General features: G+C 32.5%; 21 protein-coding genes. 16 read left to right on the forward strand and 5 right to left on the reverse strand.

The features are described from left to right. The first annotated feature begins 71 nt into the window (after positions 1–71). Positions 72–1,967, forward strand: a complete 1,896-nt coding sequence (locus JM172_RS21015; RefSeq protein ID WP_214484322.1) for a PrkA family serine protein kinase — start codon at positions 72–74, stop codon at positions 1,965–1,967. A 777-nt stretch (positions 1,968–2,744) separates the two neighbouring features. Here JM172_RS21015 and JM172_RS21020 read toward each other — a convergent pair. From JM172_RS21020 to JM172_RS21030, 3 genes are all read right to left on the reverse strand, one after another. After that, positions 2,745–2,921, reverse strand: a complete 177-nt coding sequence (locus tag JM172_RS21020; protein WP_214484323.1) for a hypothetical protein — start codon at positions 2,919–2,921, stop codon at positions 2,745–2,747. Between the two features lie 48 nt (positions 2,922–2,969). Further along, positions 2,970–3,317, reverse strand: a complete 348-nt coding sequence (locus JM172_RS21025; protein ID WP_214484324.1) for a hypothetical protein — start codon at positions 3,315–3,317, stop codon at positions 2,970–2,972. Positions 3,318–3,762: 445 nt separating this feature from the next. Beyond that, positions 3,763–6,069 (reverse strand): YhgE/Pip domain-containing protein, encoded by a 2,307-nt coding sequence (locus JM172_RS21030; protein WP_214484325.1) that lies wholly within the window; start codon positions 6,067–6,069, stop codon positions 3,763–3,765. A gap of 419 nt (positions 6,070–6,488) precedes the next feature. Here JM172_RS21030 and yhbH point away from each other — a divergent pair, with 419 nt between their 5' ends. Continuing rightward, complete coding sequence (yhbH, locus tag JM172_RS21035) at positions 6,489–7,658, forward strand: sporulation protein YhbH (protein WP_214484326.1); 1,170 nt, start codon at positions 6,489–6,491, stop codon at positions 7,656–7,658. 372 nt (positions 7,659–8,030) lie between these two features. On the opposite strand, the gene JM172_RS21040 is transcribed toward yhbH, so the two are convergent. Next, the gene (locus JM172_RS21040) at positions 8,031–8,168 is read right to left on the reverse strand and encodes a hypothetical protein (RefSeq protein ID WP_214484327.1); all 138 of its coding nucleotides are present in this window, start codon (positions 8,166–8,168) and stop codon (positions 8,031–8,033) included. A 272-nt stretch (positions 8,169–8,440) separates the two neighbouring features. Between JM172_RS21040 and JM172_RS24905 the strand changes: the two genes are divergently transcribed. The 4 genes from JM172_RS24905 (at position 8,441) to JM172_RS25265 (ending at position 12,871) form a co-directional block, all read left to right on the forward strand. Further along, on the forward strand, positions 8,441–8,557 hold the full coding sequence (locus JM172_RS24905) for a putative holin-like toxin (RefSeq protein ID WP_250886814.1): 117 nt from the start codon (positions 8,441–8,443) through the stop codon (positions 8,555–8,557). 425 nt (positions 8,558–8,982) lie between these two features. Next, positions 8,983–9,531, forward strand: a complete 549-nt coding sequence (locus tag JM172_RS21045) for a hypothetical protein (RefSeq protein ID WP_214484328.1) — start codon at positions 8,983–8,985, stop codon at positions 9,529–9,531. Between the two features lie 450 nt (positions 9,532–9,981). Continuing rightward, a complete protein-coding gene (locus JM172_RS21050) occupies positions 9,982–11,004 on the forward strand; it encodes a hypothetical protein (RefSeq protein ID WP_214484329.1) in 1,023 nt (340 codons plus the stop codon). A 1,732-nt stretch (positions 11,005–12,736) separates the two neighbouring features. Then, complete coding sequence (locus tag JM172_RS25265) at positions 12,737–12,871, forward strand: hypothetical protein (RefSeq protein ID WP_284730493.1); 135 nt, start codon at positions 12,737–12,739, stop codon at positions 12,869–12,871. A 442-nt stretch (positions 12,872–13,313) separates the two neighbouring features. Here JM172_RS25265 and JM172_RS21055 read toward each other — a convergent pair whose 3' ends face one another. Beyond that, a complete protein-coding gene (locus tag JM172_RS21055) occupies positions 13,314–13,631 on the reverse strand; it encodes a YolD-like family protein (RefSeq protein WP_214484330.1) in 318 nt (105 codons plus the stop codon). Between the two features lie 301 nt (positions 13,632–13,932). Between JM172_RS21055 and nadD the strand changes: the two genes are divergently transcribed. The 10 genes from nadD to JM172_RS21105 all read left to right on the forward strand — a co-directional run bounded on the left by nadD (position 13,933) and on the right by JM172_RS21105 (position 25,807). Then, the gene (nadD, locus tag JM172_RS21060) at positions 13,933–14,559 is read left to right on the forward strand and encodes a nicotinate (nicotinamide) nucleotide adenylyltransferase (protein WP_214484331.1); all 627 of its coding nucleotides are present in this window, start codon (positions 13,933–13,935) and stop codon (positions 14,557–14,559) included. A gap of 452 nt (positions 14,560–15,011) precedes the next feature. Next, positions 15,012–15,839: an ammonia-dependent NAD(+) synthetase gene (gene nadE / locus JM172_RS21065; RefSeq protein ID WP_214484332.1), complete on the forward strand. Its 828-nt coding sequence runs from the start codon at positions 15,012–15,014 to the stop codon at positions 15,837–15,839. 628 nt (positions 15,840–16,467) lie between these two features. After that, on the forward strand, positions 16,468–17,028 hold the full coding sequence (locus JM172_RS21070) for an NUDIX hydrolase (protein ID WP_214484333.1): 561 nt from the start codon (positions 16,468–16,470) through the stop codon (positions 17,026–17,028). A 299-nt stretch (positions 17,029–17,327) separates the two neighbouring features. Continuing rightward, positions 17,328–18,359 (forward strand): S66 family peptidase, encoded by a 1,032-nt coding sequence (locus JM172_RS21075; protein WP_214484334.1) that lies wholly within the window; start codon positions 17,328–17,330, stop codon positions 18,357–18,359. A 211-nt stretch (positions 18,360–18,570) separates the two neighbouring features. Continuing rightward, complete coding sequence (locus JM172_RS21080) at positions 18,571–19,458, forward strand: DMT family transporter (protein ID WP_214484335.1); 888 nt, start codon at positions 18,571–18,573, stop codon at positions 19,456–19,458. A gap of 673 nt (positions 19,459–20,131) precedes the next feature. After that, a complete protein-coding gene (locus tag JM172_RS21085) occupies positions 20,132–21,055 on the forward strand; it encodes a DMT family transporter (protein WP_214484336.1) in 924 nt (307 codons plus the stop codon). A 361-nt stretch (positions 21,056–21,416) separates the two neighbouring features. Further along, positions 21,417–21,788, forward strand: coding sequence for a DUF1304 domain-containing protein (locus JM172_RS21090; protein WP_214484337.1), 372 nt, complete (start codon positions 21,417–21,419; stop codon positions 21,786–21,788). Between the two features lie 429 nt (positions 21,789–22,217). Then, positions 22,218–22,889 carry a DsbA family protein gene (locus tag JM172_RS21095; RefSeq protein WP_214484338.1) on the forward strand — a complete coding sequence of 224 codons (672 nt, stop codon included), beginning with the start codon at positions 22,218–22,220 and terminating at the stop codon, positions 22,887–22,889. Beyond that, positions 22,890–23,327 (forward strand): disulfide oxidoreductase, encoded by a 438-nt coding sequence (locus JM172_RS21100; RefSeq protein WP_483297272.1) that lies wholly within the window; start codon positions 22,890–22,892, stop codon positions 23,325–23,327. A gap of 677 nt (positions 23,328–24,004) precedes the next feature. After that, positions 24,005–25,807: a M6 family metalloprotease domain-containing protein gene (locus tag JM172_RS21105; protein WP_214484339.1), complete on the forward strand. Its 1,803-nt coding sequence runs from the start codon at positions 24,005–24,007 to the stop codon at positions 25,805–25,807. The last annotated feature ends 168 nt before the right edge of the window (positions 25,808–25,975 follow it).

Here is a 25,975-nt window from a genome sequence, read left to right on the forward strand (position 1 = left end):
TAATCATGCTATAGGTTATCCTCGCATACAGTATATTAATCATGGTACATGAAATTTTGAGGAGGTCCTTTATGGATATTTTAAAGAAAATTGAAACGTACAGAGAGGAAGAACAGCGGCTAAAATGGGAAGGTACCTTCGCGGATTATTTAGATATTTTAAAAGAAAAACCATATGTAGCACAATCTGCTCACTCTAGAGTGTACAATATGATTAAAGATGCAGGAATAGAAGATGTAAATGGAAGTAAACATTATAGATTTTTTAGTCATAAACTATTCGGTTTAGAAGAAGCATTGGAGAGACTAGTAGAAGAGTATTTTCATCCTTCAGCAAAACGTCTAGATGTCCGTAAACGTATATTATTATTAATGGGTCCTGTAAGTGGAGGCAAATCAACACTAGTAACCATTTTGAAAAGAGGGCTTGAAGCATATTCTCATACTGACCGAGGGGCAATATATGCAATTAAAGGGTGCCCGATGCATGAAGACCCGTTACACCTGATTCCGCAGCATCTTAGAGAAGATTTTTTTGATGAATATGGAATTAGAGTCGAAGGGAACTTATCCCCCCTTAATATGATGAGATTGGAAGAAGAATACGGTGGGCAAATTGAAAATGTATTAGTGGAACGAATATTCTTTTCTGAAGATAAGCGTACTGGTATTGGAACATTTAGTCCTTCTGATCCTAAATCACAAGATATAGCTGATTTAACTGGAAGTATTGATTTTTCAACAATAGCTGAATTTGGCTCAGAATCAGATCCTCGCGCATATAGGTTTGATGGAGAGTTAAATAAAGCAAACAGAGGAATGATGGAGTTTCAAGAGATGCTGAAGTGTGATGAGAAATTTTTATGGCATTTATTATCTCTTACACAAGAAGGAAACTTCAAGGCTGGTCGCTTTGCACTAATAAGTGCAGATGAATTAATTGTTGCACATACAAACGAAACTGAATATAGGTCATTTATTTCTAATAAGAAAAATGAAGCCTTACATTCTCGTATTATTGTTATGCCTGTACCATACAATTTAAAGGTTTCTGAGGAAGAACATATTTATACAAAAATGATTAGAGAAAGTGATGTTGCTAACGTTCATATTGCACCACATACTTTACGTGTAGCTGCCATGTTTACAATCTTAACAAGGCTTAAGGACCCGAAAAAAAATGATATTGATTTAGTTAAAAAAATGCGGTTGTATGATGGAGAATCAGTGGAAGGCTTTAACCCTATTGACGTGGAAGAATTGAAGAAAGAGTATCCAGATGAAGGAATGAGTGGGATTGATCCGAGGTATGTAATCAATCGAATATCATCAACAATTATTAGAAAAGAAGTGCCAGCTATTAATGCATTGGATGTTCTTAGGTCCTTAAAAGAAGGTTTAGATCAGCATCCATCGATATCAAGCGAAGAACGTGAGAAGTTTTTAAATTATATCTCTATTGCTCGGAAAGAATATGACGAAATAGCCAAAAAAGAAGTACAAAAAGCCTTTGTTTACTCATATGAGGAATCAGCTAAGACGCTGATGGATAATTATTTAGATAATGTTGAAGCATATTGTAATAAAAATAAACTTCGAGACCCATTAACGGGTGAAGAAATGAATCCAGATGAAAAGCTAATGCGTTCAATTGAAGAGCAAATTGGTATTTCAGAAAATGCAAAAAAAGCGTTTAGAGAAGAAATTCTCATTCGAATTTCTGCCTATGCTCGTAAGGGGAAAAGATTTGAGTATAAATCTCATGAACGTTTACGTGAAGCTATACAGAAGAAATTATTTGCAGACTTAAAAGATGTAGTTAAAATAACAACATCAACGAAAACACCAGATGAACTACAACTGAAGAAGATTAACGAAGTTGTTGCAAGGTTAGTTGATGAACATGGCTATAATTCTACATCAGCAAATGAATTACTGCGATATGTTGGCAGCTTGTTAAATAGATAATTGACCAAAATAAAACGTAAAATTCAATTGAATTTTACGTTTTATTTTGAATAAAAAATCCATGAGTTTAGGTAGACAATAGTATTCACAAAGAGGAAAAAATGATATGAAGAGAAAAAAATATGAATATCGCATAGTAAGGGGAACTTGAAGGTATGTAAGCCTAAGTGCAGTTTCGTCAGTGAGATGACAAACTGTACTTAGGGTGTATGAAATCAGAAATGTTCTTGACATAAATTTTGACATGTTTTTAGGAAGGTGGCTTACCAACCCATCTTCTTATCTAAATTATAGTAAATAATAAGTTAATATGTACATGTAAAATTGGTGGATGAAAACACAATCATTTCCTTATAAAGTATATTTTCCTAGTACTACTCCAGAAACATTTTATCTAACCTGGTCATAAATATTAATATCATAACTGAATTACTACTTGTTTACTTATGATTTTGAATGGATCAATATCACCACTGACTATCATAAATTTACTGGATGTAATATATTGAACTTCTTTATAACAAAGTCAAGGTGAAAGCAAGTTTACTAACAAGAGTCCGCTAGAAATTCCTTTCAAACAAAATTAATGAAAAACGTAGTTAACGATTATCTCCATAGTAGAAATGATATGGTTAGACCTTAAGGATGGTTAGATAACCGTTAATTATGAATGATACAAATACATCAATGAAAATGACATAGCAGTATTGTAATAACATCTTAACCTAGCGGCCTGGCTGCTTGTTTAAAGCTAGATGTAGTGGGTTAGCGCCCTAATCAATAAATCAGATGAAATTGATTGTATTTAAGGTTATATGAACGAGTTGGTAGTCTGCTTAATAATTGAAGTAATTGTAATAGATTCATTGCTGGATGTTTTGCGGTGGATTTTGCTACTGGATAATCATAAAAAGGTGAGAGGGGGTTTACCCTACCACTCTCTATTTTAAACATGGAATGATCTACTCTATACGTACGAAATAATTATCAAACCTTTTGAAGTTAATAATTGTACACTTGCTTTGATAATTTCTTACCTGTTTGAAGCAGAAACTTGACCCTTTCTAAGCACCAGTCTATTGTTAACTTAGAACTTTTTCCATAGGAGTTTAGGTCTGCAATTATTTTAGAATCTATGATGCAAACAGGAACATAGTCACTTTTATTAACGAGTTCCTTTATTATTGAATGGTTAGAAGTAGCTACATAATGAAATTCTTTTTTGTGTTCTAAAAGCCAATGATCTTGAGTTGTGTCACAAACTAAAATAGCACGTACGACACCCTCGATAAATTCTATTTCTTCAACTAACTGTCTTATCTTTACCCCTTCTTTCTTGTATCTACACACCAATGGAAAATTATACATAACTAATAGGTATTTAGTCTTGGAATTAAATAAAATGTCATAAAATGTTCAAAAATTAGTAAGTATAAGTTTCTAGTTATTTTGATTATCTTTGAAAATTTGACAAATAATTTTATAAATAACAAAATTATTATTAAAAATATTATTATGAAATAAAAAATTAATTTTGTGAACAGAAATTCACTTCAATTTTTTTCTGTTTTATCAATGCTGTTTTCGTCATACTGAAATATAAGCACGTAATACAACTAGCGTTCGTGGCATCTTTTCATGTTGTTAAAATGATGGATAATACATATGTTGCCACCATGGGTTAATTAATCTCTCATTTTATCAAATTACTGTCCAAATAAAAAAACTTTAAGATTTGAGTGTCTAGACCCAAATCTTAAAGTTATTACATCATTTTATCATTTCACCTTTTTATTTACGCAGACAAACTTTGATCATGCGCAAGCTTTTTTGTACCAAATAAAAATGTACTTAATGCAAGCATTGAGAAAATCACAAAGTAAATGAGTAAAACTGAAGTATTTGACCACATGAAGCCAGTATCATTAAGTGAAATAATTGCCTTGAATCCAGCATTTGTATATGTTAATGGGAGGAATTCACTCAAGTTTCGTAAATTCTCTGGTAACATATCAATAGGTAGGTTAGCGCCAGTTATCGATAACTGAAGAACGATAAATACAAAGGCTAAGAAACGTCCAACATTTCCAGCAAGAGATACAAGGAAGAAGATAATCGTCATGAATGTTAAACTAACGGAGATAGTAAATAGTATGAATGAGACAACGTTTGCTACATTAAGCTGTAAGAATAGTATCGTAACGACGGAAACTAATAATCCCTGGACTACTGAAAATAATGTCAACGTCATAAATTTACTAGCAAACAAGCTTATGGCTGATGTTGGTAATTCTGGCTCAGAAGGCTTTTTAAAGTCAATGATGAAAGACATCATTAAGATGCCTACAAAAAGCGCAAGAGATATGATATATGGAGCAGTCGAATCACGATAGTATTCGAAACCGCTTACTTTCTCTTCAACAAGTTGGACAGGTGATGAAAACATTGCAATATTTTTATCCGAAGTATTGATGCTAGTCGTTTGTTGAGCACCTTCTTCAAGCCCTAACGCTAGCTCCATGCTGCCCTCTTCAATTTGGCCAGCACCCGCATCTAATTGTAATACACCATTTGTTAAATCTCCCCAACCTGATTGTACGCTTTGATTACCTTCATTAAGTAGTTGCATATTACTATTTATGATAGTTGTACCTTCTGTTAGTGTTTTCCATCCAGTATTTACATCATTATTGCCTATCCTAACCATTGAAGCCCCACTATGGATAGAAGATAAGTTATTTATTATTGAGTTCCAAGATGAACTTACAATAGCTGTTCCATCAGCAATTTGTTTAGCTCCTGTATCTAATTCTAAAACACCATTATTTACAGCTTCTTGACCAATGATTAATTCACCAAGCCCTGCCTCTAATTGTTTTACACTTGGTGCAGCTTCGTCTAGTCCTTGAGCAACTAGATCAGCTCCAGGCTTCAGCTTAGATTGGGTGTCATTCATCAATTGATTAACGCCTGCTGATATTCCGTTACTTAGTGCTAGTATAGTGGTGAAGTTTTCATCAGAATTAAGATTATGAGTGGCATTGTAAGCTTCTAGGAGAGTTAGTAGAGTTTGCATATTTTCTGCTAAATCATTAGTTCCTGTAATAATACCATTAATACCATTAGCAACTTCTTGACTTCCTGGTGCAAGTAGTTCCATACCACTATTTAAACTCACACTTCCATTATATGCATCATTTAATCCTTGGAGGATTTGAGGAGTATATTTTGCAAGTTCTTGACTACCATTTGCTAACTTTTCTCCACCCTCAGCTAATACATCGATCTGTTCGGAGCCTTGTTGAATTGTAGTTAGTAATAATCCAATTGCGGCTTCAAGGTCCTTTGATCCACTAGCTAATTCCTCAATACTTCCTTGTTTTGAAATTAATGATGTTAACAATTCTTGTGTACCTGCTTCAAGTTCTTGTGAACCAGCAGCTAGTGCATTAATTTCTGGAGCCTTTTGTTGTAGAGCAGATAGTATTGACCCTGTTCCTTCACGTAATTCTATTGAACCAGAGTATAATTGATCTGAGCCTTCTGCAGCCGATTCAAAACCACTTGAAATTTCACCAAGCTGCGCAAAAAGACTTTGTGTATAAATCTCGGTTATTTTATTTCCGAGTTGCTCCCGGATTTTTTCTGTAGCTCCACTTGTTACTTGTGCAGCTGTAAAGTTCAAGCCTTCATTTTGGTAATAACGGAGTTCAGGTACCTTAGGGCTCTCAGTTAGTACTGTTGTAATTTTTTGAGAGAAATCTTCAGGAATTTCGATAACCATGTAATAATCTTGATTTGTTAGACCTTGTTGGGCTGATTCTTCATTTACAAAGTGAAAGCCCAATGTCATGCTTTGCTTCATATCAGCGACTAATTCTTCACCAATATTAATAAGCTCATCACCTGACATGGCACCTTTGTCCTTATTGACGACAGCAACAGGTAAATTTGACATATAATCATATGGTCCCCAAGTAGATGAAAGTAGGATGGCTACATAAACAATAGGAACGAGAAGTACAAGGATGACAGATAATAACATCCCCTTTTTACTAGTTAACTTTCCAAGGTCAGTTACCAGTAATTTAAATGCATTCATTTAATCCCCCCTAAATATAAATGTATATATATAAAAAGAAACTGGATGTTAATTAATAACTGAATATTCAATCAGTTTCTAATGATTCATATATTCTTTGGATAAACTCATTAATCCTGCTAAATTATACAAGTTTAAACATTTTTTCTTCTCCTTTTACATTCAGTAATTATAAGCATGCAAGCTAAATTAACGTTATGCTCTTATTTCCTTCAAACACGATTTGCAGGACTTGTCTAATTTTAATAGATATGTACCTATTTAGCTGAAATATTTGTCAATAATTCATCCTTACTGCATATGATAGAGTAACCAACCTTTATAATAAGAAAAAAAGCACTATGATACGTTATGCAGGCAATGCCAATTTTGTGAATGGATTTTTCAGATTGTTAAAAAATTAAATAGGGGGATTAACAATGTCAGCAAAAAATGTGCGATCGTTTGTGGTTTCACGTGAAGATTGGTCCCTCCATCGTAAAGGACATGATGACCAGCAAAGGCATCAAGAAAAAGTACAAGAAGCAATTCGGAACAATTTGCCAGATTTAATAACAGAAGAAAGTATTGTCATGTCAAATGGACGGGAAGTAATAAAAATCCCAATTCGTTCATTAGATGAATATAAAATTCGATACAATTATGATAAGAATAAACATACTGGTCAAGGAGATGGAGAGAGTAAAATTGGTGATGTAATTGCACGTGATGGTACACCTTCCAAAAAAGGTGCAGGTAAAGGACAGGGGGCTGGTGATCAGCCGGGAGAGGATTATTACGAAGCAGAAGTTTCTTTAATGGAATTAGAGCAAGCGTTATTTAAAGAGTTAGAGCTTCCTAACTTAAAGCAAAAAGATCAAGATGAAATTGTTATTGATAAAATAGAATTTAATGACATAAGACGGACGGGTCTAACTGGAAATATTGATAAAAGAAGAACGATGCTTTCTGCCTATAAAAGAAATGCAATGCAAGGTAATCCAAGTTTTCATCCTATATATCGAGAAGATATAAAATATAAAACATGGAATGAAGTTATAAAACATGAATCAAAAGCGGTTGTCATTGCGATGATGGATACGAGCGGAAGTATGGGAATTTGGGAAAAGTATATGGCTCGTAGCTTTTTCTTCTGGATGACTCGTTTCTTGAGGACTAAATATGAAACAGTTGAATTAGTATTCATTGCCCACCATACAGAAGCAAAAGTAGTTTCTGAAGAGGATTTCTTTTCGAAAGGAGAAAGTGGAGGAACAATTTGTTCTTCGGTTTATCGTAAAGCACTTGAAGTAATTGATAATAAATATAACCCGGCTCTATACAACATTTATCCATTTCATTTTTCAGATGGAGATAATCTTACTTCCGATAACGCCAGATGTGTTAAGCACGTGAAAGAGCTTATGGAGATATCAAACATTTTCGGGTATGGTGAGGTGAATCAGTATAACCGTCACTCCACATTAATGTCAGCTTATAAAAATATAAAAGATGAAAAGTTCAGGTACTATATTTTAAAGCAAAAAGCTGATGTATTCCATGCGATGAAAAGTTTTTTTAGAAAAGAAGAGGAAAAGTTGTATGCATAAGTGTAAGAAGTCAGCTGTGAGGCTGGCTTTTTATATGGGGTTTAATACAGAAATAACATGATTAATGTAAACAGCCTCATTTACTTACCCTTTTTGAAATGTAGGGACATTGATGCATCGACACGTACTTGTGAGAATTAATAACGCAGGTTCACATTTATTTTCTAGAATAGATAATCGATACTTATGACAACCTATAGGTGGAGTATCACATACTATCGTTGGGAGGGAAGGTGAAATTTCCTTCTCTTTCATCTGACAGAGGGTAACTACATAGTGTAATAGCATTCCGGTCTGTTATGCGTTGAACTACGTACAGTTGCTTGTAAGTCTACCCATAGTATCAATCTTTGCAAACCCAACCCTTTTCTATCACTTAATTGTATCTGTTGTTAATATTATAGGGACTAGTACTGTCCCTTCCATACCATCACTTAATGTAAATTCTCCAAATTGACAATTACATAATATTTCATTGATTCCTTTCCCTTTGCACTGACAGTCACACATAGATTTTCCTTCCCTTCAAGTATTTAAAGATGTTATTAATTAGGGAATGCCTGACTACTTAAAAGTGCAACTGACAACTGTCTACATTATACAAATGTCCTTAGGAAACACAATGATTATTGAGGTTACTAAGGCTGAAGAAATTCAGTCTTTTTTGTTCTGATTAAAGGAGAAAAGGTCCACAAACTCTAGTTGTACTTTCACAGCTAACTTCGTCAATATGGGGATATCATAGTATAATTGGAATAGCGGATTCTAAGGGTAGTCGGCGTATGACGGTATTTGAAGCGTTGATGTTGGCAATTGCATTTTGCGGGCTAATCATTTCGATACCGTCTTTTAACAAGGCTGTTTTTGCATTGATTGTTTCTTTTCGTTCAAAGGTATAGGCACGTATACACTTAGCGTTCGTGGCATCTTTTTTACTTATACGATTATTGAGCTCTCATAAAACGCATCATACTGTCGAATTTTAGTGAAGATAGCAACAAAGTTTACGAAAAGAGCCTTTAACAAAAACGACAAATAGACCACCCTTAACTCTTTAGCAGGAGATAGGTGGTCTACTGAAACTTATAAAGCCGACTCTCTAGAGAATCGGCTATTGTATGACCGTAAGTGTTGGAGAACTTGCGGTTCTTCTTATTGTATGCAGTTAATGCTTGTCTATGATTAGAATATCATAATTGCTGGATAATATACAATTTACATAGACTTCTGCGCATTTTAGTCACATTATATATTTTAGTCCAACCTTCTATAGCAAATATCCATACGTATAAAGTAAAAACTATTATAGAAGGTGAAATAACTGATGAAAGATAAAGATTGTAAATGTAGAGTTGTACCACGACCACCTCAAGGACCACAGGGGCCACCAGGGAAACAAGGACCTCCAGGACCTTCAGGACCTCCAGGACCTTCAGGTATCTTATCTTATGGTGTTTTAAGAGATGATCAAGATCCATTTACTGTAATTTCGAATAGCCCAATAATTCCACCTATGAATGGATATAATATGCCAGGCCCTTCTAATATGACAACTCTTAACCCTGCAATGGGTTCCATCACTATACAAAATAGTGGCGACTATGAACTTTCATTTACTGTGAATGCATTTGACCAAAGTAGCAATGGTGGTCCTGCGTCTCTAGGTTTTATCGTTTTTTTAACAATTAATGGGGCAATGCAGTTTGATACACAGGTAGGAATAACAGATTCTAACCAATTTTTTCTTCACTATTCTCTCTCGAGAACTACCATACGCAGTTTGTCTGCAGGTAATGTAGTTTCTACTTTAGTGATAAGCGGAGATCCTGTAACTTTTGGGTTCCCTTCACTACAGGTCATTCAATTATCTTAGGTGTACAAAGAAGCTGTTGGTGAAACTTCAGCTTTGTGATCGATAACAAGAAAATACAAAGCTGAAGTCGTTTTTTATTTTACGAAGGCTGTTTTCTCATTAATTGTTGCTTTTCGTAATTAGAGCTAAATACGATACTAAATAACGTTCAGGGCATCTTTTCTTCTGTACAACGAAGAATAACATATAAAATCATAGCAACAAAGTTTATGAAAAAAAGAGCATTTATGAAAAAGTGGGTTGACTAACTGGTAACGTGGACATAAGAAAAGGAAAAAACAAAGAGAGAGTGTTTTTTTGTTTTCAAAAAAATGGACATTGATTGTACCATTAATTCATTATAATATTACAAAATAAGTACGTTGTAACCATTTTGTAATCCATTTTTGTAAAAATTTTAATAAAATATAGCCATCATAAGAATAACAAAATAATTGGAGGCTACACTTCATGATAAAAATCAAAATTGCTATTATTTTTACAATGTCATTATTTGGTGGGAAATTAGTACATCATGAAGATGATATTACAGTAAATGATAAAAAGGTTCAATTATTTCAAGTATCTGATTCAATAGATTACAGCAAAAATGAGAATCCAATATCTGATTCAATAGATTACAGCAATACAAATGAGAACCCCATATTAAGTGAAGAAAGTTTTATTAAAAAGATGAAGGAACAGATGGCAAAGTTTAAAGCTCTTAATAAGATTAGTTTATATGATTTATTAACTACTAGAATTAAAGATTCAGGTTGGACTTTTGTAAGTGATGATTATAATGTAATTCTGTTCGAAGGTAATGATCTTGATAATCAATATGTAATATACTTCGATATTAAAGAAGAATTTATAGATATGTATGTAGATGGGGAACAGAAAACGAGAGAAGAATTTGATGAATGGATAAATAAACTAGTATATAGAGATTATGAGATAAATGATAATGATATGCAAAAATTAGATAAACAGATGAAGGAGCAAATGAAAAAATTTAAAACTGAAAATGAAGAGAGTGTATATAATATATTAAATTATACATTCGAAAATGAAACTTGGTCCTTTGAAAGTGACGATAATAATATGATGCTCTTTCTAGGGGAACAGAATGATGAGCAATATATAATATTCTTTAACTATAAGAAGGAAACAATATATATGACTGTAGATGGTATGGTGAAATCGAGAGAAGAATTTGATAAATGGGTCAATAAATTAGGTGATAATTTGAAGACGCAAATGGCAAAGTTTAAAGCTCCAAATAACGAGAGTATATATGATTTGTTAAATGGTGCATTTGAAAACCTAGAGTGGTCCTTTGGAAATAATGGTTGTAATGTAATGTTCTTTGAAGGGGACCAGCAATATGTAATATATTTTTTCTATAATGATAACTCTATAGATATGTATATAAATGGCGAAAAGGAAACGGAAGAAGAGTTTGATAGATGGGTAAATAAATTAATTCAATAATTGTTGTTATAAGATAATATTTTAAACGACCTGCAACTAACTAAATATAATAATCAGTGAAGTGTATTATCATTATCTTCTTATCTTCGTTAACAATAAATGCAGAAATTTTAATAGTAACTAACGACTGGTTTATAAATCTTATGTAAGTTGATATTACAATAGGGGTAATAAAACTTAATTGAATTGATGAAAAAGAGCATGTCAGGATAGCCAATGACATGCTCTTATACTTATAAATGATAAAGATTAAGAAATATCTAGAACTAGTACACTTTGAGATTGTACAGCACTTGCAATAACGAGTATTAAAAAATTGCACACCTTTTTTGAAAAATAGGGACATAGATGGACAAGCAAGTACTTTCAAATGTTGCAGCATCGGTAGTTCCGTGTATCACAAATTGAGAACCGGTACAAATGACAATCGGTTGGTGGGTGATTACGGACTGTGTTGTTTGGGGAAATCAAAGCCCCTTTGATTAAATACTCTATAACTCATATTGTGGTGTTAGCTCAACGTTTTAATCGTTCAACTACAAAATTCACATCAAAGGGGGGATAAGTTTATATACGTATGTAAATGTAAAGTATTAAAAAACCACCCTTTACACCTTATTAGCTATGGTGGGTTTATTATATAAAATTTAAAAACTATCAGACGTTATTATTAAGTTTGCTTTTTCTCCATTTGTAAAAAGAGTATAAGAAAAATATCCAAATGAATATGCTATCTAACGATATACCAACATTTGACTCACCACCTAACATAGTTAAAAGGGCAATGAGAAATAAAAAGTAGGTGTTGACTAATAAAACGGTAAAATAGTTTCTTTGGTAGTCGCTATTTGATTTAAATAGATTAGCGATTAATACAAGTATAACAATGGTCAATAGAAGTATATTATTAAAAGTAGCTGTAGCAAAAGAAAGATTAGGGAAAAAATCAAATATTAAAAGCAACGTTAAACTTAAAACTAGTATAACGCCTATAGGGTTTAAGGGTTTCAAAGTACCTCGCCTCCTTTGAGATTAAATCTTGTTAGAAACATAATATGTTTGGTTACTTTACAAATTTTATCAAAAATACTAATTAAGTGTAATAACAGTTTTACAACATTTTAAATATTAATTTCACTAGAAAAATAATTGGGAAGACTAAAAGGGTATAAAAAAGACATAATAAAACATCTTTTATTCCTTTAAACGTACCTTTACTAACATTACCTAGAAGGAATAAGCATATTATTGCAGATGAAATAGTTGCCCATAGTAATAAGGATTGTTTTGCAACAATTAGCATATATATTCACCTTTCTTTTTAATCACAATGATATTGTGGATTATTGTACTCTAATAAAATTGTGTTTATGTTAAAAGTGATTTAAAATTATAAATATATGAAATATTAATAGAAAGTAGGGAATGTAAATGACAAAGAAAAGACAGCTGTTATTTCACTCCGTATTTATTCCTACCTTTGTATTAGTTTTTGTGGTAGTAAGTAATCTATTAGGATGATACTTGTAGTTAATATAGAGGCTGCCACGCATAGCTTGGTAGCCTTTTGTATTGTTGATTAATAACTGTAGTACTTCTCTAATAACTACTAAAATATTCTATCCTATATATCAGTGACTCAAATGTAAGTGAAAAAAGCAATAAAGTGTACGAAAAGAGCCTTAAAAAAGAAAATAACTGTGGTTAATACATAGTTTTGGGGGATATAATTATGAAAAAAATGATACTGAGTTTAATAGTAGGAACGGTTGTACTGTTCTTTGTATTTATCTTGATGACGGTTTCAGTCGGTACAAAAGTTGAAATTGAAGAAAACTCAAGTGTAGATTATTCTACTTTGGAATAGTCTATGAATCTGACTTATTATTTATTTGAGGTGACTAAGCGCTAAAACGAGTGATCTTAAAACTTGTGATTTAGCTTTTAGTGGTATTACATATAAGACAGAAAAGTTGAAGGGAAAGCACTAGTTGAAATGGTGCTGAACACTAGGATTCTTTTTGGTGAAATTGCACATATATTTATCATTACTCGTTAATATTCTAGAGTATATCTCTTTTAATTCTTCAATTGGTTACTACATAATGACATAAGTTATCGATCTGGTTATGTCTATGGGCATACTAAAGTAGTGGAATGAGCGAAAGAAAAGGTATTTCAAACAATGAAACACTGCGCGAAAGTTTAAAAAAACACGGATGATCATGTATACAGATACATCAAAATATAATCATCACATCATGACATCACTTTCATTAAAAAACAGCCCTGCAAAGTATATGGGGCTGTTAATTTTTTTGTACATTTATAATACTCTCAAATTTTAATTTATGAACATTTTCTAAATTATCTATCACCATTATATGTTTATTGAGTTTATCTACAAAATAGATGTGCCCCACACAAGGTCTAGAAAGTCCATTTTTAGTATACGTTATAGTTACTTCCGATTTAAATTCTAAAGCTTCTAGAATTTTACTTTTTATATCTTGTATTTCATCCTTATTTTGTAACTTGCTATAATCATCCCACTCATCTTTGAGCAACTTGATTTCTTCAGGTTGCATATAGGAAGGAGCCCCTTTCACCTTTTCACGACCTTTCAATAAAATCACCCCTATTATTATATTATATAAGAAAATACGTTCTGTTGTTAAATAAAAAGGTATAAAATTTTTGAGTCAAATTCACGCAAAATAGTGTGTTTTTTAGTAAATACATATGATAAGTTAAAGTTAGACGTTTTGAAGATGGAAGAGAATAACCAGTCAAGAAATATGTGATGTATTGATCCCATAAGTGAAGGTTGCTAAACATACAGGTTTCTCTCTTGGAACTGCATACAAAAAACATAATGAAAAAAGGTTAGAAGAATTGATTGGCTATTATATTTAAGGAGGGTGCGCAATGGCTCGAATCGGAATTTATGGGTCTTCGTATGACCCAGTGACCAATGTACACTTATGGACTGCAAGTACGGTTGCACACCGTTGTAAATTAGATTATGTAGTTTTCTTACCTTGTTCTAATAAACGAAAAGATAAGCGAATGAATATTAGTGATGAGCATCGCAAAGAAATGGTTAAAATGGCAATTGAAAACAATCCTATATTTATTTTCGATGATTATGAAATGAATCAAGATGCATGGAAAATTGATACCTATACGACGATGAAACATTTTGAGAACAAATATCCGGGTGATGAATTATTCTTCATCATGGGAGCGGATTTATTGGTTGATATAGGGGATGGAAAATGGTCTAACGGTGATAAATTGGTGTCAGAATTTAATTTCATTATAATGGCTCGTGATGGTATTGATATGTTAGCTACTATTGGAAAGTCAGGTATATTAAGAAATAATGATGACGGCAACACATTCCATTTAATTGATAAAGGTCTAGCTATGGAAATCAGTTCAACCTATATTCGTGATGAATTAAGTATGGGGGGAGAGCCGAGGTATCTGATGCCAGAAAATTGTTATCAGTATATTAAAAAACATAAGCTATATATGAAAAGAATAGGATAGCGAAGGCTACCCAGTGACAATAATTTCGTTATTAGGAAAATTTACTATTTATAGTCATCATCCCATTGTGGATAATGGTAAGACTTATGCAACAAATGAATCCATTTCCAGTAGGAAATTTACAACTAATAAGTTGGTGGAACCCAAAAATCGTTAGGGTGAATCTTATATAAAAGTTGTCCTTAAGGCTATAACTTCTAGAGAACTAAAAGACATGGGGATTTAGGGAGAAATATAAAAATCCTCAGAATGAGGTAACAGGCGAATTCAGGCTATGAAAAAAGCTGTTCGAGTATAGTATACTTAGCAGGTATAATGAAAAGAGTTCTTTCAACAGGGATGCTTTATTCGTGAAAGTTTGTCCTTCGGATTATTTATGGGGATGCAGGAAAAATGAATAAATAAAAACATGTTAAATAAATAGTTAATAAAAATTAGGGAGGAAGTTCTCGATGCACAAATATCAAAATGAAATTATAAAAGAAATGATGGTTCAACCAATTATTAATCCACAAGAAGAAATTCGAACAAGTGTAGATTTTATCAAGAACTACCTAAAGAAACATCCTTTTATTGATTCTTTAGTTTTAGGGTTATCAGGTGGTCAGGATTCTACTTTGACTGGTAAATTAGCTCAAATTGCCGTAAATGAGTTAAATGAAGAATGTGGTGATAGCAAGTATTCGTTTATTGCTGTTAGACTTCCTTATGGTGTTCAGAAGGATGAGGATGATTGTCAGATGGCAATTGAATTTATTCAACCAACAAAGGTATTTACAGTTAATATCAAGCCATCGGTAGATGCTAGTGTAGAGTCTTTAAAAGAAGCGGGGGTTGCAATCTCAGATTTCTTAAAAGGGAATGAAAAGGCAAGAGAGAGAATGAAAGTTCAGTATAGTATTGCTGGTACTAACAATGGTGTTGTTTTAGGTACAGACCATAGTGCAGAAGCTGTGACAGGGTTTTATACTAAGCATGGCGATGGGGCATGTGATTTAGTTCCAATCTTCCGCTTAAATAAAAGACAAGGTAAAATGCTTTTGAAAAATTTAGGTTGTCCAGAAAGATTGTACTTAAAAGCACCTACTGCTGATTTAGAAGATGGGAAACCTCAATTGCCAGATGAAATAGCTCTTGGTGTCACATATGATGAAATTGATGATTTCTTAGAAGGAAAAAAAGTATCGGAAGACGCATCGAAAAAAATTACATCCCATTGGTTAAAAACAAAACATAAACGCAATGCGCCTATTAGTGTTTTTGATGATTTTTGGAAATAACAGACAGCACGTATAAAGAAGCGGGTATAACAATTGTTATATCCTTTTTTTATTTCTTTAGTTATACCGTTGGCTTCAAGTGAACTTAGCTTCTTATTTATTTGATTGGCTCTGTAAATGATCATGACTAATTTAAGCCTGTAACAACACATTTTTTCTCTTTAATCTAAAAAGAATTTCTTTTGTATGTTGCAGTAAAAGTTGAAAAGGTCAAACTATTTGTAAGTACAGTAACCTAGCATTTAGATATATATGGAGGGGAATAGTGAGCATTTAACATATTTGCAAGACAGTAAAAAAAATAATGAGGCATTTTTTGAGTTGATCTTTTTACCATAAAAATGTTTGCGTGAATTTTGTTGTTATAGTTCTTAAACTAAAAGGTAATGATGTCGTTTTACAAAGTATTCATCGTTTTATAGAAGAAAAGATGCAGCAAATCTAGTTATACACTTTTTTATTTGTATGATAAACAACAATCTATGCGAAAACAGCTTTGAAAAATAAATCAGATGTTTTCGAAGCAATACAAGAAGTCACATAAAGATCTAATACATCAATAACTGTCAAATGGTTTTGTTAAAATTATGAATAGTTTGGTAGAATGATATCAATTAGGAGGGAAATTATGGAGAAATGGAAAACGTTAAAATCAGAGTACATACATAAAAGTCCATTCGGTAATATCAGAAGAGATCATTGTGAGCTTCCAAATGGCATAGAAATAGAAGATTATTATGTAAATGAATACACAGATTGGGTGAATGCGATAGTCATTACAAAAGAAAACGAGCTTGTATTAGTTGAACAATATCGTCATGGTGGTAACAATTTTTTTGTAGAAGTTCCTGCTGGAAGAAGAGAGGGAAATGAAACACACGAGCAAGGGTTAATAAGAGAGGTTAAGGAGGAAACAGGTTACACTTCTTTAAGAGAACCCATTTTATTAGGTGAATTTATGGTTAATCCGGGAACACAAAACAATAAAGTGAGAATCTATCTATTATTGGAAGCATTTAAAGGGGATAAGCAAGATTTAGATGATACCGAAGAGATAAAAGTTCGATTAGTAGATTTCGATAGTTTTGGGAATCAAATATTATCAAATAACATAAACACGCAGATGTTTACAGTCACTTCATATTTTTTGGCACAACAATTTCTTGTAGAAAAACAGAATACAAAATAATGGTCAGTTATGAAAAATATAACTTATTTAAAATAGCGTTTTGTAGTAAAAAGGGCATGTAGATAAAAAAAAGAAACTCCCTAAAACCATCATTTAAAAGATGCGTTAATTTTATAAAATCATCGAAGGAACTATATTAATAGGTAAGTTGTTAGTGAAGTATAGGCATTCACGGAGTGTATGTTTTTCCTATGAATAGTTGTTTTGTATTCATAAAAAGCTAATTTATTTCAGTAGAAATTGTAAGAATGTTTACCAAAAAGGGTCTGCAAAAGTAAGAATAGCGGGAGGTAGTTACTGTGTTAATTAAGCCCAAAAAATTACAAGCGGGAGATCGTGTTGCTACAGTAAGTCCTTCTTGGGGAGGAGCAGGCGACCCTGACCTTAGATGGCGTTATGAACAGGGCGTAAAGAGGTTAGAAGAGGTTTTTGGTCTTGTGGTTGTACCGATGCCATATAGCTTAAAAGGATCAGAGTATACTTATCATAATCCAGAAGCTCGTGCTATGGACCTAATGATGGCTTTTAAAGATAAAAGTATAAGAGGGATTTTTGCAAATATTGGTGGAGAAGATAGTATTCGCTTACTGCCATATATCGATTTTGATGTTATACGAGAAAATTCAAAGGTTTTTATAGGATATTCAGATGTGACTGTTTCTCACTTTTTTTGTTATAAAGCGGGTATTACGTCATTTTACGGTCCAGCAATTTTAACTGATTTTGCTGAAAACGTTGAAATGAACCCATATACAATTGAAATGGTAAACAGAACGCTATTTTCAAATGAGATTATTGGTGAAATTCAACCCGCCAATGAATGGACGAGTGAGCGTTTAGAATGGACAATTTCAAACAAATATCAACGACGTAGTATGAAACAGAATAATGGCTATGAGATACTTCAAGGTTCAGACATTAGACAGGGACATTTAATTGGAGGATGTATGGAAGTGCTGGAGTTTGTAAAAGGCACATCACTGTGGCCAAAGATGAAATATTGGGAGAATAGTATTCTTTTCTTTGAAACATCTGAAGAGCATCCAGAACCAAATTATATTAAGTATTGGTTGAGAAATTATGCAGCACAAGGGATTTTACAAAAAACAAGGGGTATCATTTTCGGTAAACCTAAAGATGAGAAATATTATGAAGAATATAAACATGAAATATTAAAGGTAATGAAAGAATACCATCTAGAAGACTTGCCGATTCTCTATAATTTAAGTTTTGGTCATACGGAGCCGAAGTTTATTTTGCCATACGGTGTGTTAGCAGAAATTGATTGTAAACAAGGCAAATTCTCAATTCTTGAAAGCGGAGTGGAATAGATCGGGCGTACTGAATTAAGTGAGAAAAATTGATTCATTAATAACTTATAGGGGGATATATAATGAGATTGTATTTTGATATTTTTGAAAATGACCAGCCTGCTATTCTTTCCTAAGTTGAGGGATGAATAGTTAAGTAAATTGTCATGCCTCATCTTAGGGGAAATATTTTTTTCAAATTTCCTATATAAAGATGGAGGTATTTATAAATATGAAACAAAACTTACTTGGAGCGACATGTTTATCTTTAGCCGCAAGTATTTGGGGTGGGATGTATGTTGTAAGCAAATATGTATTAGAATTTGTTCCACCATTCACCTTAATGTGGTTGCGATATATGATTGGCTTTGCTTTTTTAGTTACAATTTTAAAAACATGTAGAGTGAAAAAGAGAAATGAAGTAAAAATTAAGAAAAGGGATTGGTTATTACTAGGCTGGATTGGTTTTATAGGATATTTTGTATCTATTGCTTTTCAATTTATTGGTACAAAATTAGCTGATGCACATACAGGAGCACTAATTACTTCAGTTACACCTGCCTTTACTATCATCTTTGCAAAGTTTGTATTAAAAGAGAGGTTAACAATTGTAAAAGTTATGGCACTGCTTCTGGCAACCTGTGGAGTTGTTGTGGTTATTGGAATAGATATCACTTTCGATACCTATCTACTTGGTGTCATAATTTTAGTAGGAGCTGCAATTACATGGGCAGTACTTTCAGTTTATGTGAAAATTGCATCTCAACGCTATTCAACATTGTTTATTACAACTTATTCCATACTATTTGCATTTATTTTTACAACACCCGTCATGTTATGGGAACTTCAAGTATATGACGTATTTGTTCAAAGCAGTTTAATCATTTTGGGTATTACGTACCTTGGGTTAGTTTCAACAGCAGGAGCTTTTTTTCTTTGGAACAAAGGTATGGAAATCATGGATGCTGGGGTCGGTTCATTATTTTTCTTATTTCAACCAATAGTAGGTTCTTTATTAGGGTGGGTTTTATTAAGTGAAGAACTAAATATTAGTTTCTTTATTGGAGGAATCTTAATTTTAACCGGAGTTGTAGTAGGAAATTTTCAAAAGAGAAAATAACTATTAACTATTGCAGGGAGTTTTTTCTTTCTGCAATAGTATTTAAGCTATACCACCGGTACAATTTTGTTATATTGTCAAAAAATCGCTGACGCATTTCTGTAATGAAAAGCGTCTTTTTTGTTACCTTTAATTGCAGGCATTATTGTACACGCAAGGAATCATATCTAACCTCATTTGTAAGTGTATAATAGCGACCCCTATGTAAATGGTGACTGTTTATAAAAGTGTTGAATAATTTTTTTCCCACCTTATGTAATGATTCATAGGCGTATTCTAACAAAGTAAAAAAAGTGATTTTTCAAAAAATATGATAATATAAGTTTAATTCATATGATAAGAGGTGAGTTTAGTTGAGTAGAGTTGATCAGGGTACAAAGTTATATATAAGAAAATTGCTTTTATTGGGAGAAACTGCACTTTCCGTAAACAGACGAGAGGGAAGTCATTTTCTATTTTAATTAGATTTTCAATGTAAATTTGAAATTCTAAATGAATTTTTGAGGGTTATATTAGAGGAATTTCATAATTCCATTAGTAAATATGGAAGGTAATATACTTATGTGTTATTAGTCCCATATAAAATTCATAAAAATGTTAATTGATGTAAAAGTAATAAAAAGTGACAACGTTTGTCGTTGTAATAATAGTTTTAAAACAAGGAGAATGTGCAATGAATCCATCGATATTGGCATATACAAAGATTTTCTTAGCTATGGCAATTGTGGGAAGCTCAGTGGTTTTTGGGAAACTTATTATTTCAAGTTTTCCAGTTTTTTTAGCATCGGAATTACGATTTCTTGTTGCAACAATCATTCTGGTTCCATTTTTATTGCTACAAGAAAAACAATTTCCATCTATTAGATTAAAAGACTTATTCATTCTATTTTTTCAAGCATTTACAGGAGTATTTTTGTTTAATATTTTTATGCTATACGGTTTAAAATATACGACTGCAATTGAAGCAGGGATCATAACAAGCACTCTCCCAGCAGTGATAGGCTTAGTATCTTTTTTATTCTTAAAAGAAAGACTGTCAAGAACAAAAGGGTTGGGGATTATTTTTGCAGTATTAGGCGTATTGTTGATTAATCTTATAGATGGGGAATTAGGTACCGTCAATTCATTATTAGGAAACCTTTTAATATTTGGAACAGTATTGGGTGAAACATTGTTTATTACAATAGGGAAATCTGTATCTAATAGGTTCACACCCCTTACAATATCAACGTTGATGAGTATTTTTGGTCTTATGATGTTTTTACCATTTGCAATTTATGAAGCTAAAGAATTTGACTTTTCAAGTGTTGGTATAATGGATTGGATGAATATTTTATATTTTGGAATCGTTGTAACGGTACTTGCTTTTCTCTTAATGTATCAAGGTTTATCAACAGTTCCTGCAAGCTCAGCTGGAGTTTTAACAAGTGTAATTCCATTCAGTTCTGTAATCCTTTCCTTTCTAATTTTAAAAGAAGAGCTTTTAGTGTCACATTTGTTTGGGATGTTGTTTGTTTTAATTGCTATTTTCTTTATTTCAAAGGACTCATCCGGTGAGAAATTTGAAACAAAGTCTTCTATTTCTCAATCAAGATAAACTTCGTTTCTCTGAAATGAAGACTTTACTTGAACGTCACTTATGGACTCCATGTTTTCTTTTATCATCAATCTTTTTCACAGGATGTTTTCACATTGATTGATAATTTTCCTCTTAAGACATAAGTATATATCGCGTTCATGACTTTTTTATCATTAGATAAAGTTTTTATAAGGTTCAGTTGATCTTTTATTCATGACGAGGGGAAATAGACTCTTCTCGTTTGGTCCAGCAACAATCCATGGCTATATATAGATCATGGTGCTTAACTGTATTAATTCATAGAATTGTCTTTTTTTATTGTTAGTGTGGCACTATAATGAAAAGGAAATATTGGATAATATGTAAAAGGAGTGTATGTATGGAATTATTGGCAATTATTTTTGTTTTGATTGTAGCTTTTGAGCACATATATATCATGCTTCTTGAGATGTTTTTTTCGACAAGTAGAACAGCCCAAAAAGCTTTTGGAGTGACAAAAGATGTACTCGAAATTCCAAAGGTGAAAATTTTATTTGCTAATCAGGGTTTGTATAATGGGTTTCTAGCAGCTGGCTTGATCTGGGGACTATTTTTTGTTCCAGATTCAAGTAAAATTATGATTCAGCTTTTCTTCTTAATTTGTGTGATAATTGCTTCGATATTTGGAGCCCTGACAGCAAATAAAGGAATTTTTATTAAGCAAGGAACTCCTGCAATTTTAGCGGTTATTATCATTCTATTTTCAAAATAAAAGAAGAAGTAATTGTGATTCGAAACAGCACTGTTGTTTGAAATATAGTAGTGAATAGTTATAAAATTGTAGTTTAGCAGATGTTATATAACATGGAATTCTTTAAGAATAGCTGTTTTCTCATTGATTGATATTATTTACACGTCTTCATGAAGAGTTTACGGCTTCTGTTCTTCGCTATTAAACCTTAACAATGATTTAATAGTCATTATTAAGGTTTAATTTTGTGAAGAATACAGCAACAAAGTTTAGGGTAAGAATTTTATGAAAAAAGGTAGTAATTATATAGCATTAAATGAAAAAATGTAATAAAAGTATCTCTTTTAAAAACACTTTTTCTGTTCGCCCATGTTAAGATAAATAGTGGTGTTTCTTTAATGATAGATTTCTATTATTCCAGAGTCTATTAATAACTTTGAGAGGTGACATATGAAACGCAGTAAAAATCAATCATCAAAATTTCTAATAGCACTTCCTTTAATAATTATTGCCTTGATATCTTTACTTATTATAGTAAATAAAGAGAGTCAAAAACCTGGTAGTGATATGGCTTCACACCCACCTATTGAGAATCAACCTACTATAGGACATGCTGATGCACCAGTTTCTATTGTTGAGTTTGGAGATTTTTTGTGTCCGGCTTGTAAGAGCTGGGGAGAGTATATTTACCCAGAATTAAAGAAGGATTATATTGATACGGGTTTAGTAAAATTATCTTATGTAAATGTGTTATTCCATGGGGAAGAATCAATTCTAGCTTCACTTGCTGCCGAAGAAGTATATAAGAATGACCCACAAGCATACTGGGATTTTCATAAGAAATTGTTTAGTGAACAACCTGAAGAGCATGTAGGACAATGGGTTACGATAGAGAAAATTCTTGAAGTTGCCGAAGCCACAACAAATATCGACTTACAACAATTAGAGAATGATTTAATTGAAAAGTCAACAATGGATGAAGTAAGTATTGACGATAATTTAGTGAAAGAATATGAAGTTGAAATGACTCCATCGGTTATTATAAACGGGGTTATGATGGACAATCCTATGGATTATGATGCAATAAAGAAATTAATAGAACAACAACTAGAGGACAATTAAATGATGAAGGATTCCAGTAGAGAAGGTAGCGGTCAATTCTTCCTATATGGTGCATGGCTAGTTTCTTTAATAGCGACCTTTGGAAGTCTATATTTTAGTGAGATTAGAGAGTTTATTCCTTGTGAGCTGTGTTGGTATCAACGAATATTAATGTACCCACTAACTCTAATATTAGGTATCGGTACTTATCAAAATGATATAAGTGTAAAAAAATTTGTTCTTCCGATGTCAATTTTAGGATTTTGTATTTCTCTTCTACATTATTTAGAACAGAAGATACCTGGTTTTGGTGGAATAAAGCCATGTGTTAACGGTGTTCCTTGTAGTAATGAGTATATTAATTGGTTTGGCTTTATTACGATTCCTTTTTTAGCTTTAGTTGCTTTTACTTTAATCACATTATTGCTTTTGTTAGGGTCAAAAAAATATAAAAAATAGAGTAGCTGTAAGAAATAATTGCTAAAAATAATACTAGCAAGTTGAAGCTGTTTTTTAGGTCTATCTTTATTATGATAGGCTTTTTTTTATATATAATTACAATTTACACCATAAACGACTAGTTTGTATTTTTCTTAGCTGTTTTCGCATTTATTGGGGTTTTTCTTATTAATAAATAAACATGGATACAGCTTATGAAAATCACTTAGGACTTCTTTTTAATAACAAAATTTACGAAAAGAGCCTCTTCGGTTGGTTAAATCTAAACATAATATTATATATATTGATATAGTAAGAAAGTTTGATATTTATCAATAATAACTACATTTTTTGATAAAATAGCTCGTTTTTTTCGTAATTATGCCAAAATTATAGCTATATTGTCGTGTTTTTATTTGAATTATAGAAATTTTTAAGTTTTTGTAATATTATTAAATTTATAATATACAGAAAATAAAGGGGGGTAAATAAGGTCTAATCAAAAAATTATAGTTATTTTGATTGTATAATACCAACTATCTCTATCGGGTAACATCTATTTTGGAGTTGTTTGAGAGTAGCCATTAACAATTTGGCTTTCTTTACTACTTAATAAGTAAAAAGCAATATGAGGGGAACTTTGCTGTTGTGTTGCTGTGTATCTCTCATTTGTATATTAATAAACAAGGAGGAAAAATATGTTTAAAAAAATATCTTCACTCGTTTTATCAGCTACGCTAGTAGGTGGAACTTTAGCTGGAACTCATCTGCTTGAGTCACCAAAGGCAGACGTTGACAACGAATCTCTTAAAATTAATCTAGCAGAATATGTTTCTGTTGCACCTGAGCTCGCTGATCGTGCGAAAAAAAATGGAGTTAAGTTGGAGAAAATTGATCCAGCAAATAAAGAGTTAAACCGTGGAAATAAATTTGAACAACCTGGACATGAGGGCTTTGACTATCAATTTACAGATGATGAAATTCCTATGTTAGTCCTATTGGCTGAATTTCCAGATACAGCTTTGGGTGCGCCTGAAGACCGAGTACCTGCTAGTTACTTGAATGATTTAGTGTTTGGAGAGCAATACAATCCGTATGAGATCGATAGGTTTAAACAATACGAAGAGTTTGAAGGTATTAAAGCTCCTACAAACCGAACGATGGCAAATTTATATAAAGAAGCAAGCTATGGGAAAGTAACGTTAACAACGTACGATGACATGACAGATATCGGATGGATTACCCTCCCTAAAGAAGCTTCTTATTATTTGGAACAAAGTGATGCATTCGTACACGGGAATGTAAATGGAGATGCTAGAATTGGTGAGTTATTAATTGATTTATTGCAAACTGCTGATGAGAAAATTGATTTCTCTAAATATGCTGTAGATGGTGAAGTGCCGAATATCTTTGTCGTTCATGAAGGAACTGGAGCAGAATTTAGTACTGATCCTGCTCAAATTTGGTCTCATAAATGGAATGTGCTTTCAGCAGCTTACTGGGGTAAGTATTATGAAACTGGCTTTCCTGCAGCTGACGTAGATCAAGATGGAAATGTAACTGATGAAGAGATCGATCAATTCATGAATGACATTACTCCAAGTTTAGTTTACGATGGTGTCGTAGTAAATAACTACACAGTAGAACCAGAAATCGGTGGAAATGTTGCTGGGTACGATGAATCAACTGGAAGTTACAGTGAGGAGTTTGTTACTGGTCCATATCCTGCACAACCAGGTGTATTTGCCCATGAGTTCGGACATGCTTTAGGTTTACCAGATTTTTATGATACAGATTATACTTCAAGAGGTGCAGGACAGTTCACACTTATGGCAGGTGGATCTTGGAATAGATACCCTAATGCTCCGCAATACTCTGGTAACTCACCAGCACATTTTGATCCACTATCTAAAGTATTCTTAGGGTGGGTTGATCCAATTGAAGTAACACCAGAAGATGGCGTACAGGAAATTACTTTACAACCTATTAATGAGTCACCTGACGTAGTTAAAATGGCAGTTCCAGGTTCTAATGGAACAGAATATTTCTTAATTGAAAATGTACAGCAACAAGGGTTTAATGAAGGGTTTAATAGAATGGGTGAGGACGCTAGTGGTCTAGTTATATGGCATGTTGATGAAAATGTAATTAGGGAAGCAGATCCAGTAAACAGGCCAAATAACGTTGAAAACTGGAAGAATAAGCGTTTCCAAGAAAATCAAGTAGAGTTCATCGAAGGTGCACCAATTACGCATTATGGTTTATCAGTACTTCAAGCTGACGGAAAATATGATCTTGAGAAAGATAATAATAGTGGTGAAGCAGCTGATTTCTTTAAAACTGGTGATGAAATAACACCTAATTCTAAAAATGTACACACTGGTTCATATTACTTCTGGAAAGGATTTAATTCTACACCAGCAGATAGTGGCATTCATGTAACAGACATTGTGGAAAATGAAGATGGTTCAGTTACTGCAAAATTCTATTATGCTAATTAAGCTATAAAATAAAATCAGCGATGAAGCTGGAAAAAGATATATTGACCTACAAACAACTACTATAGAAGAAGATTTGCCGTATAAACAAAAGGAGGCTGGGACATAACTAGCCTCAAAAATAAAAAAGGTGAATTTGAGTGAGCTCAAATTCACCTTTTTTCTATTTAG

This window comes from Bacillus sp. SM2101 (assembly GCF_018588585.1).
Classification (GTDB): Bacteria; Bacillota; Bacilli; order Bacillales; family SM2101; genus Nanhaiella; species Nanhaiella sioensis.